Origin of the sequence: Sphingobacterium sp. lm-10 (assembly GCF_023554555.1) — a bacterium.
Classification (GTDB): Bacteria; Bacteroidota; Bacteroidia; order Sphingobacteriales; family Sphingobacteriaceae; genus Sphingobacterium.
Map to the genome: position 1 here is coordinate 353,019 of NZ_JAMJWC010000002.1, position 15,546 is coordinate 368,564.

Sequence of the window (15,546 nt, forward strand, 5' to 3'; positions counted from 1 at the left end):
TTTTGACATTTTTTTTTGTAATATTTGGAATATTAAATCTGAATACCTGTGTAAAACAGGCTGCGTCAGCGTAGCCATTTTTTATAAACTTAATCGTTAAAAAACTATATTGCATAAAAAAGAGCGCCATTTTGTGCCCTTTTTTCTAACCAATTTTATTCAAACAAATGACTAGATTTTCAACAATTGATTACGTAATATTCCTGGTATATTTCGTGATTGTAGCGGGGTACGGTTACTGGATTTATCGCCGTAAAACCAAAAGTGATTCTGCCACGAAGGACTTCTTTCTGGCAGAAGGTTCGCTAACCTGGTGGGCCATCGGTGCCTCACTGATCGCGTCTAATATCTCCGCAGAGCAATTCATTGGGATGAGTGGAAACGGATTTACAGTGGGTATGGCCGTGGCTGCTTACGAATGGTTTGCAGCGATCGCCTTAATTATTGTGGCTGTGTGGTTTATCCCGATGTACCATAAGAATGGGATTTTTACTATGCCGCAGTTTCTCAAGATTCGATACAATGAGACTACGGCGTTAATTATGGCTATCTTTTGGCTATTTCTCTATATTCTAGTCAACCTCACCTCTATTCTGTTTTTAGGATCTATGGCAATCAACAACTTCGCTGGTGGGGAGAATTTCGAGATCATCATGACGGTGCTTTGTGTGTTTGCGATTATTATAACCTTAGGCGGGATGAAAGTGATTGGCTTCACGGACGTCATTCAAGTTTTGGTGTTATTGATTGGTGGTTTGGCCACGACCTATGTGGCGCTAACACTAGTGAGTGACCATTTCGGTCTTGGATCTGATATACTAGCAGGCTTTAAAGCCATGATGCAGGACTCTCCAAAGCATTTCGAGATGATCGCCGATAAGCCGGGCCCTGATGCTTCGCAGGAGGAGATCAACAAGTACCTGATGTTGCCTGGTATTGCCATGTATTTTGCAGGGCAATGGATCGTGAATTTGAATTATTGGGGATGTAATCAATACATCACACAGCGTGCGCTGGGAGCAGATTTGAAAACAGCCAGAACAGGTATTCTATTCGCGGCATTTCTGAAATTACTGATGCCTATTGTGGTGATGTTGCCGGGTATTGCCGCCTATGTATTGTATAAAAATGGCGCACTACAGCAGGAGATGGCACCGGGAGGAGAGTTCCATGCAGATAATGCTTACTCCGCTATTCTAAGCTTCTTGCCTGATGGTATGAAAGGACTTTCCCTGGCAGCACTCACGGCGGCTATTGTCGCTTCCCTTGCAGGAAAAGCAAATAGTATTGCAACGATCTTTACCTTGGATATCTATAAAAAATACCTAAACAAAGATGCATCAGAGACCAAAATGGTGTGGGTTGGTAAGATTGCCATCGTGGCGTCTATGTTACTTGCTTTGTTACTAACCTGGGATGATGTATTGGGCATCGGCGGAGCAGGTGGGTTTACCTTTATTCAAAAATATACGGGATACGTTAGTCCAGGCGTATTAGCCATGTTCTTGCTGGGGATGTTTTGGAAACGAACTACGGGTACGGCAGCGATTGCGGGTCTGTTATCCGGCTTTATGCTTTCCGTATTTTTCAACGAATTTGCCCCTGCAGTATTCGGACCGGAAACCTGGTTGTACACCGCTTTTCAGAATGCGAATGGCAAATATGAAATTCCATTCTTGATTTGTATGGGTTGGGCATTTGTGTTTGCCGTATTGCTGATGATTGTTTTAAGTCTGGCAGGGCCGAAGATCAATCCGAAAGCCTTTGTTATTGACAGCAAAATGTTTAAAGTAGAGCCATCTGTATTAATCCTAATCGTGATTATACTATTGGTAGTTGGCGCATTGTATGTTAAATTCTGGTAGTGATTATCATCACTACCTAACTATTCGAAGGAATAAACTAACGCAATGGCAAAATATTTAGAACAACACCGAGTACTGATCGCCGTAGATTGTATTATTTTCGGGTTCGATGGTGCGGAGCTAAAGCTACTCGTGGTGCAGCGGGCATTAGAACCGCAGGTCGGTAACTGGAGCTTGATGGGAGGTTTTGTAGAAAAAGGCGAAGACCCCAACCACGCCGCGTCACGCGTACTCTATAAATTGACTGGGCTAAAAGATGTGTACATGGAGCAACTATCGGTATTTGGCAGGCCGAATCGGGATCCAGTGGAGCGAACCATCAGTATTGCGTACTCGGCTTTGATTAATATCAAAGAGTACGAAACGCAGTTGAGCGATGCTTACCGGGCAGAATGGATTCCCTTGAAAGATGTGCCACCATTGATCTTTGATCATGATGAGATGGTCGCTGCAGCAAAATTGCACCTTCGGTACAAAGCGGCTCTACACCCGGTTTTGTTTGAGCTTTTGCCCGAAAAATTTACCATTCCGCAGATCATGGTGCTGTACGAGCAAGTATATAATGTGGAGCTAGATAAACGCAATTTTATGCGCAAATTACGTTCTACGGGTTTGTTAGTGAAGCAGGCAGACAAAGATAAAGAAGGCTCTCGCAAAGGAGCCTTCTATTATAAGCTGGATCAAGAAACCTACAAGGATAAGTTTAGTTCTTTTTTACACTTTATTCCCCAGCCTTAAAGCGCTTCCAATCCCTTAAGGCGGAAACAAAGAAGTCTCCTTCTCGTAGTAAAGAAGGAGACTTCTTTTATGATAATTATTTTACCGTATTAAATCGATAAGTAGTTTGTGTCGCATAAGTCTCTCCCGGTGCTAGCTCGGTCGAAGGGAATGAAGCCTGGTTGGGTGCATCTGGAAAATGCTGTGTTTCTAGGCAGAAAGCCGACCGAAGACCATAGGTTTTTCCACCCTTAGCGTTTTGGATATTGTCCATAAAGTTGCCACTGTAAAACTGCAAACCAGGCTCTTCCGTCAGGATATCCATTTGTATGCCCGTTTTTGGACTAGACACCGTAGCAATATGCTGCAAGCCATCTTTCTTGTTTAACACAAAATTATGATCGTAACCGCCACCAATCTTAATTTGGGCATCGTCGGCATCGATGTGCTCACCGATGGCTTTTGCTGTACGGAAATCAAACGGCGTGTTTTCTACAGTAGCCAATTCTCCGGTAGGAATCAGCGTTTTATCTACTGGCGTATACCGATCGGCTTGCACCATGAGCTGATGATCCGTAATGGTTTCCGCCCCTTCGCCACTCAAATTGAAATAAGCGTGATTTGTTAAGTTCACGATCGTCTTTTTATCTGTGGTAGCGCGGTAGGCAATATCCAATCCATTGTCGGCTGTAATGCTATACGTGACGTATACATCCAAAGCGCCGGGATATCCTGCATCGCCGTTCGGCGATAGAAGGTGTAATTCTACGCTGTTCTCGCTTACCTTATTAACGGTCCACACTTTGGTGTAGTAACCTGTTTTTCCGCCATGCAGTGTATTCACACCATCGTTTAGCTCCAACTGATAGGGTTTGCCATCGATCTTGAACTGTCCTTTTGCAATACGGTTGCCAAAGCGACCTACAATGGCACCATAGAACCCTTCACCCGCTTTAGTGTAATTTTCCAAATCTTTGTAACCTAGCACAACGTCTACAGGATTTCCCTTGCTGTCGGGCACGATCAGACTCACCACGCGGGCGCCATAATTAGTGATCGCCGCAGTAATGGTACCGTTGCTTATGGTATATAGTTTCACAGAGTCTTGGCCCACCAATCCGGTGAAGTCTTTTGTGGAAACACCCACATCTACCGTATCTACGGGAGTTTCTTTAGAGGTATTCGCACTTTGATTGCAGGAGCTTAGGGTAATGGCTAGCGCAATAGGCGCTATGCATGCCTTCCAGATGGAACCGGGAGATGTTGTCATAAGTAAAGTCGTCTTTTATAGGGATATTGAGGTTTATACTAAACCTAAGATAGTGAGTATATTCCAGAAAAACAACCTATGAATTCAAGCGCTGTTATCCGAATAAAGACCGAAACACATCGTCGAGATTGGCTACCGGCCGGATCGCGATAGCATACTTCTTCGGGTCAATGCCTTTCAAGTTATACTTCGAAATAAAAATACCGTCAAAACCCAGTTTCTCGGCTTCCGCGATGCGCTGTTCCACACGATTTACCGCGCGAATCTCACCAGATAAACCCACTTCTCCGGCAAAGGCCGAAGTGCCCGGAAGTGGAATGTCTTGCTGCGAGGAAATCAGCGCAGCGATGACGGCCAAATCAATAGCAGGATCCTCCACGCGCAAGCCGCCAGCAATATTTAAAAATACATCCTGCGTACCCAGGCGAAAGCCGAACCGTTTTTCGAGTACCGCCAGAAGCATGTGAAGGCGCTTATTGTCAAAGCCGGTAGAGCTCCGTTGCGGTGTGCCATAGGCCGATGGGCTTACCAGAGCCTGCACTTCAATCATGAGCGGGCGGATGCCCTCTAGCATAGCTGCAATCGCGACGCCACTCATGGATTCGCCGCGCTGAGAAAGCATAATTTCGGAAGGGTTGGATACTTCACGTAAGCCATTGCCCTGCATCTCATAGATTCCCAATTCGGAAGAAGAACCAAAGCGATTCTTTACCGCGCGCAAGATACGGTACACATGATGTCGGTCGCCTTCGAACTGCAATACCGTATCTACCATATGTTCCAACACTTTTGGCCCGGCGATAGCGCCATCTTTGGTGATGTGGCCCACAATTAGCACGGGCGTATCGCTTTCCTTTGCAAATCGCAGTAGCTCTGCCGTACATTCTTTCACCTGAGATACAGAGCCGGGTGCCGATTCGATCTGCGCGGAATGCAAGGTCTGAATAGAATCAATGACGATCACATCTGGCTGTACCGATTCGATCTGCTTGAAGATATTTTGGGTTGATGTTTCTGTGAGGATAAAGCAATTGGCTTTGCTACTTTGATTAAGACGCTCTGCCCGCATCTTGATCTGCTGTTCGCTCTCCTCTCCCGAAATGTATAAGGTTTTGACCTGCGGAATGGATAAGGCCAATTGCAGCATCAGCGTAGATTTGCCAATGCCCGGCTCACCACCAATCAACACCAGCGATCCCGGGACGATTCCGCCACCGAGCACACGGTTAAACTCGGTGTCTGGTGTGAGTATGCGTTTCTCTTCACTGTAAACGATTTCATGAATTACGGCGGCTTTGTTGGCGCGCTTTGGGCTACCCGCAGCGGCAGTGCTTCGCCATTCTGGCACACGAGAAGAGCCCTTATCCACTACTTCTTCTACAAAAGTATTCCACTCCTTACAGGATGGACATTGACCAAGCCATTTTGCAGATTCGTAGCCACAACTTTGACAGAAATAAGCAGATTTCGTTTTTGCCATTGCACGAATTTAGAAAAAAAGTGAGGACAAATCGTAACAAAGCAGTAGTATTGTCGTCAAATACCTAGAAAATGAACCCAGAGCTTGAACGACAATTTGTGCATCTGTTGGAGGAACATCAAAATATCCTCCATAAGATCTGTAAGCTATATGCAGCAGATCGCGATGCGCACAAAGATCTGTTTCAAGAAATGGTGATTCAATTGTGGAAAGCATACCCAACTTTTAAAGGACAAGCTAAATTTACTACATGGGCGTATCGCGTATCGTTGAACACGGCGATCTCGCTATACAGAGTAAAAAAGCGACGGGTGGAAACCGTAACCTGGGATTATGCCGTACATAACATACAATACGAAGAGTATAGCTCGGAAGAAGAAGATAAGCTCAGCTATCTATATGCTGCGGTACAGCAGTTGAATGATATTGAAAAGGCATTGGTGTATATGTATCTAGAAGATAAAGATTATGCGGAGATCGCCGAGACACTGGGGGTGAGTGAGGTAAATGCACGTGTTCGAATGAACCGTATTAAAACAAAATTGAAGGTAATACTCAGCCAAAGAGGAGCATTATAAATGGACGAATTAGATTTTTTAAAGGATCATTGGCAGAAAGAGCAACGTTTTCCTCAGATAAAAGCGAAGGAAATTCGAGCGATGGCGCACAAAAGTTCTTCTTCGGTGGTAAAATGGATCTTTGTAATCAGTATCCTGGAATTTTTTCTAGGGTGGGCAATTGCATTTATCATCCCCTCCACCGAATTTCGATCTTCTTTTGAAGAAGGCTTCGTAACGATCGTAGAGGGGCTGTTTTACGTCGTCATCCTTTACTTTATTTATCAATTTTTTACAAGCTTTCGAGCTATTCGTAATACTAAGGATACCAAATCACTGCTAACATCCATTATACGCACACGGGCTCATGTAGAGCGGTATATCAAATTCAATATCTATTATTTTAGTTTCTGTGTCTTTACAGCGAGTGTCTTTACGCTGTATGAGAAGGTGGCGGCGGATGCAGACAAAAGCATCGGTACGTTGGTGTTCTATGTTTTTATGTTTGTGCTGCTAATGGCTATTGTATACTACGTTTTTATACTGTTAGTACGTTTGTATTACCGCATCGTATACGGACTATTATTGAAGCGGTTGAATAAGAATTACGAAGAATTAGTGGAGCTGGAACAGGAGGTAGAGTAGAAAATCTGTATCTTTGTGCCGCAATTCATTAAACGCCGTTTGCAGCGGTATCAATGCTCATGGGAAAATACAATACATTGCTGTACTACTGTTACAGCCCTATCGAAGATGCAGCACAATTTGCTGTAGATCATTTAAACTTTTGTAAATCATTGGATCTGGTCGGCCGCATCATTGTGGCGGATGAAGGTTTGAATGGTACAGTTTCAGGTTCACCGGAATCCTGTCGGGCCTATATGGAGGCGTTACATGCTGATCCACGGTTTCGCAAAACGGAGTTCAAGGTTGATGAAGTCGATGAGTTATCTTTTATTAAGATGCACTGTCGCTACAAACCGGAGATTGTGCATTCTGGTCTAAGAAATCCAAAGGATATCGATCCGAATCGGCAGACGGGTGTGCATCTGGAGCCGCAGGATTTTATGCAGATGAAGGATCAGGAGGATGTAGTCGTGTTAGATGTACGCTCCAACTATGAACATTCGGTGGGTCGTTTCAAAAATGCCGTTACCTTAGATATTGAAAACTTTCGTGAATTCCCTGAAAAGATAAAAGAGCTCGAGCAGTATAAAGGCAAAAAGATCTTAACCTATTGTACTGGCGGCATCAAATGTGAAAAAGCCTCGGCTTTGTTGCTGAAAGAAGGATTCGAAGATGTTTACCAACTGCATGGCGGTATCATCAAGTACGGTAAGGAGGCTGGTGGAAAAGATTTTGACGGACAATGTTATGTGTTTGATAACCGGGTTACCGTAGATGTAAATTCTGTAAACCCATCCGTGGTGTCCACTTGTAGGAATTGTGGAACGACGACTGCGAAGATGATCAACTGTGCAAATCCGGATTGCAATGAGCATTTTACACAATGTGATGCCTGTGGCGAGAAGCTGGAAGGCTGTTGCTCCGAAGTCTGTATGACGCATCCTCGCAAGCGTGAATACGATGGGACAGGCTATTATGTAAAAGTGCCACAGCCAGTGAATGCAGATAAAATTAGCAAACGGAAGCATAAGCAAATTGTCAAGTAGCATTTTCGTTTAGACTATCATAGACCAACAAGCCTTCGATCGATCGAAGGCTTGTTTTGTTTTTAATGGTCGAGCGTAGATGAGATTCCATGCTCTTTTACGTTTGATAAGATATAGTTACTTTTGTATAACAACCCTTAAAATACAGACTATGAAGGTAATAATAGATGTGAAGGACAGCAAGGCCGCTTTTGTGATGGAGTTGTTGAGTAATCTTTCTTTTGTAAAAGCGAGGCCACTTTCTGATGAGGATATTATTTTGGTTGATGAGATCAAGGAAGCAGTAGAAGATCTTAAACTAATCCGTAAGGGCAAATTAGAAGCAAGTCCTGCAAGAGATCTGATCGATGAGCTATAGTGTATTTACATTAAGATCATTTGACAAGCAGCTCAAGAGGCTGGTAAAAAAATATCCTTCGCTTAAAAATGAATATATTGATCTTATCGATTCTTTAGAGAATAACCCTGAGCAAGGCACAGCTTTAGGGAATAGATGTTATAAGATCAGGCTAGCCATTAGTTCTAAAAGAAAGGGCAAATCAGGTGGTGCCAGAGTTATTGCGCATCTAGTTGTTGAAGATGATGCCGTTTACCTGTTGGCCATTTACGATAAATCCCAAAGATCAACGTTGACGGATGCCGAGCTGACTGAACTGCTGAAGCAGGTCGCAGGATAAATTGTTTGCTCCGGCATCTCGACTTCAACAAAAAAAGTCCATCATTGCTGATGGACTTTTTTTGTGAGCGAAAGACGAGATTCGAACTCGCGACCCCGACCTTGGCAAGGTCGTGCTCTACCAACTGAGCTACTTTCGCATTGGTGGAACAAAGGTAATATTTCCACCGTTATATGTCAACACTTTTATGAAAAAATATGCATTATCTGATCGCATCGATACAATTCATGCCATCGATGGCCGCCGAAACGATACCGCCAGCATAGCCTGCTCCTTCAGCACAAGGGTATAAGCCAGCGATTTGTGGATGTTGCAGACTGTCTTTGTCGCGCGGAATACGCACCGGCGAAGAAGTACGGGACTCTACCCCAACCACTATCGCTTCGTTCGTGTAATACCCTTTCATCTTCTGGCCAAAGCGAGGTAAAGCCCCTTGAAGCGCGCGGTGTACAAAATCTGGAAGCACTTCCTTGAGCTCGACCGACTTCGTACCCGGTTTGTAAGAATGGTTTGGCAGATCGTTGGAAAGGCGACCTTCTACGAAGTCGACCATCCGCTGTGCGGGAGCAACCAGTGCGCCTCCTCCAGCTTGGAAAGCCTTTTGCTCCACTGCCTGTTGAAATTCGAGCAGGGCAAAAGGATTGCTTATCGCTGTGGGTATATCTTCCAGATTGATCTGTGTAACGGTGCCAGAATTAGCATGAGGGTTATTTCGTTTGGACGGCGACCAACCGTTGACGACGATTTCATGTTGATCGGTGGCGCAGGGAGCAATAATTCCGCCAGGGCACATACAGAAAGAGAATACACCGCGCCCATCTACCTGCTCCACTAAGCTGTAATAGGCCGGAGGTAAGTTTTCGTGACGTTCGGTACAATGATATTGCGCATTGTCTACGATGTACTGCGGGTGTTCGATGCGTACGCCTAGCGCAAAAGGTTTCGCTTCTAACAACCAGCCTTTTTCGCGAAAAAGGTAAAAGATGTCCCTGGCCGAATGTCCGGTAGCCAAAATAATATGGCTCGCTGAGATAGAAGATCCATCGGCGAGCTTCACACCAGTAGCTTGGCCCGATATGGTGAGAATGTCAATCACTTTCGCATCGAAATGTACTTCGCCTCCCTGTTCTACGATGCGCTCACGCATCAGCTGAATGATATGAGGCAATTTATTGGTGCCGATATGTGGACGTGCATTGACCAGAATATCTTCATCCGCACCATGTTCTACAAAGATGGATAATACTTTTTGTACATCTCCACGCTTATCCGAACGCGTGTATAACTTTCCGTCAGAGTAGGTGCCGGCACCGCCCTCGCCGAAACAGTAATTTGATTCGGGATTGACCACGCCTTCGCGATTGATGCGCGCTAGATCGCGACGGCGATCCTGCACGGCTTTACCGCGCTCCAGGACAATCGGTTTTAGCCCGCGTTCCAGGCAACGGTAAGCGGCAAACAAGCCTGCAGGACCTGCGCCAATGATGATCACGGGCTTCGCATCTCTTACGTCTTTCAGGTTGGACGTGTAGGTAAATGGAGTCGCCGATTCATCAATATAAAAGATGACGCGAAGTCGGTATAAGACCTGACGGCCGCGGCCGTCAATAGATCGTTTACGAACATGTATCCCGCCAATACGACTGGCAGACACACCCAGTTTCTCGGCGCCCATGCGCTGGATTGCTGCCTCGTCGTGAATCAAGTCGGGGCCTACGGCCAATTCAATTTCTTTTTGCATAACTACTGTCGTTGGGTTGCTATCCCAAATTTTTGTACAAAGATACGGAATATGAGGAAGTGGTCCTGGCCAAAATTCTTTGGAGAAATCCACAGCAAATTTTGTATATTTAGCCATATAGAAAAGAAAAACAGTACAGATGAAAAGATTTTTAATGCTAACTGTGGTGAGCTTGTTCACGGCAGTATCTTTAAGCTCATGTGGCTACAATACGATGGTTTCCAAAGACGAGAATGTCAAAGGTAAATGGGCACAGGTGGAGAATGCGTATCAACGTAGAGCAGACTTGATTCCTAATCTTGTGTCTACCGTAAAGGGAGCAGCGGATCATGAAGAAGGCACGCTGACGGCTGTTGTAGAAGCACGTGCCAAAGCAACGCAGGTTACAGTAGATCCTTCCAGCCTTTCGGAAGAGGAGATTGCGAACTTTCAGCAAACGCAAGATGCATTTTCTCAATCGATTGGTCGCTTATTAGTGAGTGTCGAAGCTTATCCGGACTTGAAAGCAAACCAAAACTTCCGTGAATTGCAAGCGCAGTTAGAAGGTACAGAAAATAGAATTTCTGTAGAACGTCGCGCCTACAACGAAGCCGTGCAAGATTTTAATACCACCGTTCGTAGCTTTCCGAACAATATGATGGCGGGGATGTTTGGCTTCAAAGCGAAGGGTACTTTCAAAGCGGCTGAAGGATCGGATAAAGCACCCACGGTCTCTTTCTAGACTATTAGCGCTTTTCGGAAGCGTCTAGAATAGTTTGTTAATGTTTATATAGAAAGAGAAACATGGATATTTTTACACAGCAGGAGCAGGATACTATCGTGCAGGCGATCAGCTTGGCCGAAAGCCATACTTCTGGTGAAATTCGCTTGGTTGTAGAGCGTGCGCTCAAGGAGGGCGAAGCATTAGATCGGGCAACCCATTATTTTGACAAGCTCAAGATGGGTGCTACAGCACTTCATAATGGGGTGTTGATTTACTTGGCGCATGATGATCATGCTTATGCGATCATCGGGGACTCCGGGATTCATAAGAAGGTTCCTGCCGACTTCTGGGAGACCGTATCGTCTCACATGCTGGAGCACTTCAAAGCAGGAGATGTGGTACGTGGTTTAATTGCAGGTATCACCGAAGCGGGTGAACAATTAGGGATCTATTTCCCGAAGGGACAAGATGATGTTAATGAACTTCCAGATGATATACACTTTGGCGAAAATTAAAACAAAAGCGCTTTTCACATCGCCATTCAAAATAGGTTTATGCTGGGCTTTCTTATGCCTTTGGTTCGCCACTACGGCTACCGCGCAAGATTTTCCTGCACAGCCAAAAAGTCTGGTCAGTGATTATGTCGGTGCGCTAAGCCAATCCGAAGTACGTCAGCTGGAGCAGAAGTTGTTGCGTTTTGAGGATTCGACATCCATACAACTGGCGGTAGTGGTTATGCAATCCACCGGCGAATATGATATTGCCGATTATGGAGATCGTCTGGCGAAGCATTGGGGTGTGGGAAATAAGAAATACGATAACGGCATTCTTTTGCTTGTCGCTTTGGAAGATCGTGCCGTCACTATACGTACGGGTTATGGTATCGAAGGTGCAGTGCCCGATGTGATTGCTTATCGTATTATAGAGAATGAAATCAAACCGGCCTTTAGGAGTGGCCGATACGGTCAGGGAATTGAAAGCGGCGTAGATGCGCTGATCTCCTACACCAAAGGCGAGTACAAAGCCGACCCGAAACAACGCGGTAACCCTGGAAGCGGAGGTGTGCCAGTAGTCGTGATTTTCTTTATCATTATTATTATCGTCTCCATCGTCTCGAAAGGTGGTGGCAAGGGCGGCGGCGGAAAGATGATGAATGGTAAAGGTGCATCCGATCTTTTCTGGTGGACTCTACTGAGCCAAATGGGTCGAAGTGGTGGCAGAGGAAGCTCCGGAGGTGGATTCGGTGGAGGTTTCGGAGGCGGCGGTGGCGGTGGCTTCGGAGGATTTGGTGGTGGTGGATTTGGCGGCGGAGGCGCAAGTGGTCGTTGGTAGAGAAAGAGGTACTGCCAATTCGAGCTACGTCTTGAAAATAGAAGAGGGATCTGTTTCGCAGATCCCTCTTCTATTTATGCTGTCACCCCGTGCATTTCCCGGAGAAGATGCAGCGCATATTGGATAGAGCTTACGCCACTGATTGCGATGCGCAATTGTCCTTTTACTTCTTTGAGGTTGCTGATGGCGGCATGCTGCTGTACGAAAGCAAGCACCTGACCGAATTGAGCTGATTCAAAATAGCTGGATTTAGCATTCGATACGAAGAAACCTTTCAAAGTGTCCTTTTTATATGTGATCTTTTCTAAACCAATTTCTTTGCCGAGCCACTGCAAGCGCAGTGTGTCAAACAATTGGAATACCGGAGCAGGGATCGATCCAAAGCGATCTTCAAGCGCCTTGGCAAAAGCGTCTAGTTCCGACTCGCTTTGTAGCTTAGAGAGTTCGGTATATAAGTTATAGCGCTCTGAAATGTTGGTTACATACTCATCCGGTATCAAAACCTCCAAGTCGGTATCTATTTGTGTGAAGGAAACATAGGTACGGTTCTGATCATCTGCAAACAACTCGCCGAATTCGTCGTCTTTCAGCTCTTGGACTGCCTCGTCTAAAATCTTATTGTACATCTCGAAGCCGATCTCGGCGATAAAACCAGATTGCTCTGCGCCCAATAAGTTCCCAGAACCACGGATATCCAAGTCGCGCATCGCCACATTAAATCCAGAGCCTAACTCAGAAAACTCCTCAATAGCCGAAAGTCGTTTATATGCTTCGTTGGTTAAGGTAGATAATGGGGGACTCAATAAATAACAAAACGCCTTTTTGTTGGATCGGCCTACGCGACCTCGCATCTGGTGCAAGTCGCTTAAGCCAAACATATGTGCCTGGTTGATGATGATCGTGTTGGCATTAGGAATATCTAATCCCGCTTCGATAATCGTAGTAGCAATTAAGACGTCGTAATCATGGTTGATGAATTTTAACATCACATCTTCCAGATCATCTCCCTCAAGTTGCCCATGTGCCACACCTACACGTGCATTGGGTACTAATTTCTGGATCAATAGGCCAAGTTGCTTCAAGTCTGCCACACGATTGTGGATGAAGAAAACCTGACCGCCACGATCCAATTCAAAAGAGACGGACTCCTGGATCAGCGCATCGTTGAACACATGTAACTCTGTTTGCACGGGCTGGCGATTTGGTGGTGGTGTAGAGATGATACTCAAGTCGCGTGCACCCATCAGCGAAAAGTGTAATGTTCTCGGAATCGGCGTTGCAGTAAGGGTTAAAGAATCTACATTAGCACGCATATGCTTCAACTTTTCCTTGACGGATACGCCAAACTTCTGTTCCTCATCGATGATCATCAAGCCTAAATCTTTAAACTTCACATCTTTGCTCACTAAGCGATGGGTACCGATGATGATATCCACCTTTCCGTCGGCCAATCGTTGCAGTGTTTCTTTGATTTGCTTTGTAGTTTTAAAACGGTTGATGTAATCAATGTTTGCTGGCAAGTCTTTCAATCGCTCCGAAAAGGTGCGATGATGCTGTAAAGCGAGGATCGTGGTTGGTACCAATACAGCAACCTGCTTACTGTCGGCTACCGCCTTGAACGCGGCGCGAATCGCGACTTCTGTTTTCCCGAAGCCCACATCTCCACAGACCAGCCGATCCATAGGGTGCGGCGACTCCATGTCGCGCTTTACATCTGCGGTGGATTTCTCCTGATCAGGAGTGTCTTCGTAAATAAAAGATGCTTCTAGTTCTTTTTGTAAATAAGTATCCGGGCTGAAAGCGTTTCCTGTTTGCGCTTTTCGCTTGGCATACAACTTGATCAGGTCGCGTGCGATATCCTTTACTTTCTTCTTGGTCGTCTTTTTAAGCTTCTCCCAAGTATCGGTCCCCAGTTTGTTCATCTTGGGAATAGCTCCCTCCTTACCGGTGTATTTGGAAATGCGGTTTAAGGAATTGATGTTAACATAGAGCAGATCGTTATCGGCATAGATAAGCCGAATCATCTCCTGCGTTTTTCCGTTCACCTCTACTTTTTCCAGTCCGGCATATTTCCCGACACCATGGTCGATGTGTGTGATAAAGTCTCCCGGTTTGAGATCCCGCAGATCTTTCAGCGTTATCGCTTGAGATCTTTCGTATCCTTTTTTTCTTTTGTATTTATAGTACCGGTCAAAGATTTGATGATCAGTATAACAGGCTACTCGAATGGTATCGTCTCTAAAGCCTTCGCGAAGCGCTTTGTATATAGGTGTGAATTGCACCGATTTATCTAGATCATCGAGAATGGCATAAATACGCTCGATTTGCTTATTGGAATCAGAGAAAATGACGTTAGTGATTTTCTTTTGCTCATTTTCCTTGAAATTATGGATCAGCAAGTTGAAATCCTTATTGAATGAGGGCTGGGGGTGCGTGTCAAATTGTACTGTCGCATCCGCATTATAAAAAAATTGCTTGCCAAATTCAATGATCGGAAACTCAAATAGTAGGGCATTTACATTTTTATCATCGGAAAATGTAAACCGGGGATCTACCCATTCCGGGTTGTTTTTGATGTCGTCTTCGGAAAGTGCTTTCCAAAATTGTGCTGCCTTCCCATAGCCTTCGCGTAAGATGTCTAAGGTAAACTGCACATCCTTAATCCAGATCACGGAATCATTAGAGATATATTCTAATAAAGAGATGTGGTTATTGGACAAAAATTTGGCCTGTACATTGGGCACAATGGTTACCGCATTTATTTTCTTAACAGATACCTGACTCTCAATGTCGAAAGTGCGGATTGTCTCAATCTCATCTCCGAAAAACTCTACCCGGTAGGGTAGGTCATTAGAATAAGAGAAAATATCGACGATACCACCCCGGATAGCAAATTGCCCTGGCTCATAAACGAAGTCCACCCGTTCGAAATCGTATTCATACAAGAATTCATTGATGAAATCAATGCCTAATTTAGTGTTGACACGAATTTCTAACGTGTTTTTCTCGAGATCGTCTCTGTTGATGACTTTTTCGGCGATGGCCTCAGGATAGGAAACGACAATTTTAGGTAACTCTGATGCGTGATGTAGCGAGCTGAGCGTTTCTGCGCGTTGCAATACGTGCGTGCCATCTAGCTGTGTGAAATCGTAGGCTTTCCGGTAGGAAGACGGGAAAAATAGAATCTGTTTGTCAAATAGACTTTCCAAATCGGCCAGAAAAAAAGAAGCCTCTTCGTGTGTAGGTAAAATAAAAACGAAAGGTCGTTGTTGTAATTCGTATAGACTAGCCGCCACGACTGCATCGGAAGATCCGATTAATCCTTTTGCATGAATTTTTGGGCTCTTTTTAGTGATCTCCTTGCCTAGGGTAATAAGTTGCTCGGAACTGCCAAATTTTTTGATGATCTCTTGAATATCCACTCGTAATACCTATTTGAATACGAATGTACAAAAACCTTACCGATGCTGGCGACACATACTGTCTATTAACATAAGGATATCGGTCGAAAAACAGCAAAGGAGCCTCACT

At 44.9% G+C, this 15,546-nt stretch carries 14 protein-coding genes and 1 tRNA gene; 10 read left to right on the top strand and 5 right to left on the bottom strand.

What is annotated here, in order from left to right; translation table 11 throughout:
- Positions 1-167: 167 nt before the first annotated feature.
- Together M8998_RS11485 and M8998_RS11490 are read left to right on the top strand one after the other, a co-directional pair.
- On the top strand, positions 168-1,865 hold the full coding sequence (locus tag M8998_RS11485; protein WP_249992886.1) for a sodium:solute symporter family transporter: 1,698 nt from the start codon (positions 168-170) through the stop codon (positions 1,863-1,865).
- A gap of 45 nt (positions 1,866-1,910) precedes the next feature.
- Positions 1,911-2,603, top strand: coding sequence for an NUDIX hydrolase (locus M8998_RS11490; RefSeq protein ID WP_249992888.1), 693 nt, complete (start codon positions 1,911-1,913; stop codon positions 2,601-2,603).
- Between the two features lie 76 nt (positions 2,604-2,679).
- On the opposite strand, the gene M8998_RS11495 is transcribed toward M8998_RS11490, so the two are convergent.
- Positions 2,680-3,852 (bottom strand): aldose epimerase family protein, encoded by a 1,173-nt coding sequence (locus tag M8998_RS11495; RefSeq protein ID WP_249992890.1) that lies wholly within the window; start codon positions 3,850-3,852, stop codon positions 2,680-2,682.
- Between the two features lie 94 nt (positions 3,853-3,946).
- Complete coding sequence (gene radA / locus M8998_RS11500; RefSeq protein WP_249992892.1) at positions 3,947-5,332, bottom strand: DNA repair protein RadA; 1,386 nt, start codon at positions 5,330-5,332, stop codon at positions 3,947-3,949.
- Positions 5,333-5,403: 71 nt separating this feature from the next.
- On the opposite strand from radA, the gene M8998_RS11505 reads away from it, so the two are divergent.
- The 5 genes from M8998_RS11505 (at position 5,404) to M8998_RS11525 (ending at position 8,239) form a co-directional block, all read left to right on the top strand.
- Positions 5,404-5,910: an RNA polymerase sigma factor gene (locus M8998_RS11505; RefSeq protein ID WP_249992895.1), complete on the top strand. Its 507-nt coding sequence runs from the start codon at positions 5,404-5,406 to the stop codon at positions 5,908-5,910.
- Positions 5,911-6,534, top strand: a complete 624-nt coding sequence (locus M8998_RS11510) for a DUF8845 family protein (RefSeq protein WP_249992898.1) — start codon at positions 5,911-5,913, stop codon at positions 6,532-6,534.
- A 59-nt stretch (positions 6,535-6,593) separates the two neighbouring features.
- Positions 6,594-7,562, top strand: a complete 969-nt coding sequence (trhO, locus tag M8998_RS11515) for an oxygen-dependent tRNA uridine(34) hydroxylase TrhO (RefSeq protein ID WP_249992900.1) — start codon at positions 6,594-6,596, stop codon at positions 7,560-7,562.
- A 151-nt stretch (positions 7,563-7,713) separates the two neighbouring features.
- Positions 7,714-7,920 carry a hypothetical protein gene (locus tag M8998_RS11520; RefSeq protein ID WP_249992902.1) on the top strand — a complete coding sequence of 69 codons (207 nt, stop codon included), beginning with the start codon at positions 7,714-7,716 and terminating at the stop codon, positions 7,918-7,920.
- A complete protein-coding gene (locus M8998_RS11525; RefSeq protein WP_249992906.1) occupies positions 7,910-8,239 on the top strand; it encodes a type II toxin-antitoxin system RelE/ParE family toxin in 330 nt (109 codons plus the stop codon). The genes M8998_RS11520 and M8998_RS11525 overlap by 11 nt, the downstream gene beginning before the upstream one ends.
- 66 nt (positions 8,240-8,305) lie before the next feature.
- On the opposite strand, the gene M8998_RS11530 is transcribed toward M8998_RS11525, so the two are convergent.
- Positions 8,306-8,378, bottom strand: a tRNA-Gly gene (locus tag M8998_RS11530).
- A gap of 63 nt (positions 8,379-8,441) precedes the next feature.
- Entirely contained in the window at positions 8,442-9,980 is a 1,539-nt protein-coding gene (locus tag M8998_RS11535) for an NAD(P)/FAD-dependent oxidoreductase (protein WP_249994114.1), read from the bottom strand.
- A gap of 139 nt (positions 9,981-10,119) precedes the next feature.
- On the opposite strand from M8998_RS11535, the gene M8998_RS11540 reads away from it, so the two are divergent.
- The 3 genes from M8998_RS11540 to M8998_RS11550 all read left to right on the top strand — a co-directional run bounded on the left by M8998_RS11540 (position 10,120) and on the right by M8998_RS11550 (position 12,015).
- Positions 10,120-10,701 carry a LemA family protein gene (locus M8998_RS11540; RefSeq protein WP_249992908.1) on the top strand — a complete coding sequence of 194 codons (582 nt, stop codon included), beginning with the start codon at positions 10,120-10,122 and terminating at the stop codon, positions 10,699-10,701.
- 62 nt (positions 10,702-10,763) lie between these two features.
- Positions 10,764-11,198 carry a TPM domain-containing protein gene (locus M8998_RS11545; protein WP_249992911.1) on the top strand — a complete coding sequence of 145 codons (435 nt, stop codon included), beginning with the start codon at positions 10,764-10,766 and terminating at the stop codon, positions 11,196-11,198.
- The gene (locus M8998_RS11550; protein ID WP_349665658.1) at positions 11,185-12,015 is read left to right on the top strand and encodes a TPM domain-containing protein; all 831 of its coding nucleotides are present in this window, start codon (positions 11,185-11,187) and stop codon (positions 12,013-12,015) included. The genes M8998_RS11545 and M8998_RS11550 overlap by 14 nt, the downstream gene beginning before the upstream one ends.
- 74 nt (positions 12,016-12,089) lie before the next feature.
- Here M8998_RS11550 and mfd read toward each other — a convergent pair whose 3' ends face one another.
- A complete protein-coding gene (gene mfd / locus M8998_RS11555) occupies positions 12,090-15,437 on the bottom strand; it encodes a transcription-repair coupling factor (RefSeq protein ID WP_249992914.1) in 3,348 nt (1,115 codons plus the stop codon).
- Positions 15,438-15,546 lie beyond the last annotated feature (109 nt).

Excerpts from the sequence above, each read along its gene's own strand:
- M8998_RS11485 (WP_249992886.1), top strand. The coding sequence starts at position 168 with ATGACTAGATTTTCAACAATTGATTACGTAATATTCCTGGTATATTTC.
- M8998_RS11490 (WP_249992888.1), top strand. The coding sequence starts at position 1,911 with ATGGCAAAATATTTAGAACAACACCGAGTACTGATCGCCGTAGATTGT.
- M8998_RS11495 (WP_249992890.1), bottom strand. The coding sequence starts at position 3,852 with ATGACAACATCTCCCGGTTCCATCTGGAAGGCATGCATAGCGCCTATT.
- radA (WP_249992892.1), bottom strand. The coding sequence starts at position 5,332 with ATGGCAAAAACGAAATCTGCTTATTTCTGTCAAAGTTGTGGCTACGAA.
- M8998_RS11505 (WP_249992895.1), top strand. The coding sequence starts at position 5,404 with ATGAACCCAGAGCTTGAACGACAATTTGTGCATCTGTTGGAGGAACAT.
- M8998_RS11510 (WP_249992898.1), top strand. The coding sequence starts at position 5,911 with ATGGACGAATTAGATTTTTTAAAGGATCATTGGCAGAAAGAGCAACGT.
- trhO (WP_249992900.1), top strand. The coding sequence starts at position 6,594 with ATGGGAAAATACAATACATTGCTGTACTACTGTTACAGCCCTATCGAA.
- M8998_RS11520 (WP_249992902.1), top strand. The coding sequence starts at position 7,714 with ATGAAGGTAATAATAGATGTGAAGGACAGCAAGGCCGCTTTTGTGATG.
- M8998_RS11525 (WP_249992906.1), top strand. The coding sequence starts at position 7,910 with ATGAGCTATAGTGTATTTACATTAAGATCATTTGACAAGCAGCTCAAG.
- M8998_RS11535 (WP_249994114.1), bottom strand. The coding sequence starts at position 9,980 with ATGCAAAAAGAAATTGAATTGGCCGTAGGCCCCGACTTGATTCACGAC.
- M8998_RS11540 (WP_249992908.1), top strand. The coding sequence starts at position 10,120 with ATGAAAAGATTTTTAATGCTAACTGTGGTGAGCTTGTTCACGGCAGTA.
- M8998_RS11545 (WP_249992911.1), top strand. The coding sequence starts at position 10,764 with ATGGATATTTTTACACAGCAGGAGCAGGATACTATCGTGCAGGCGATC.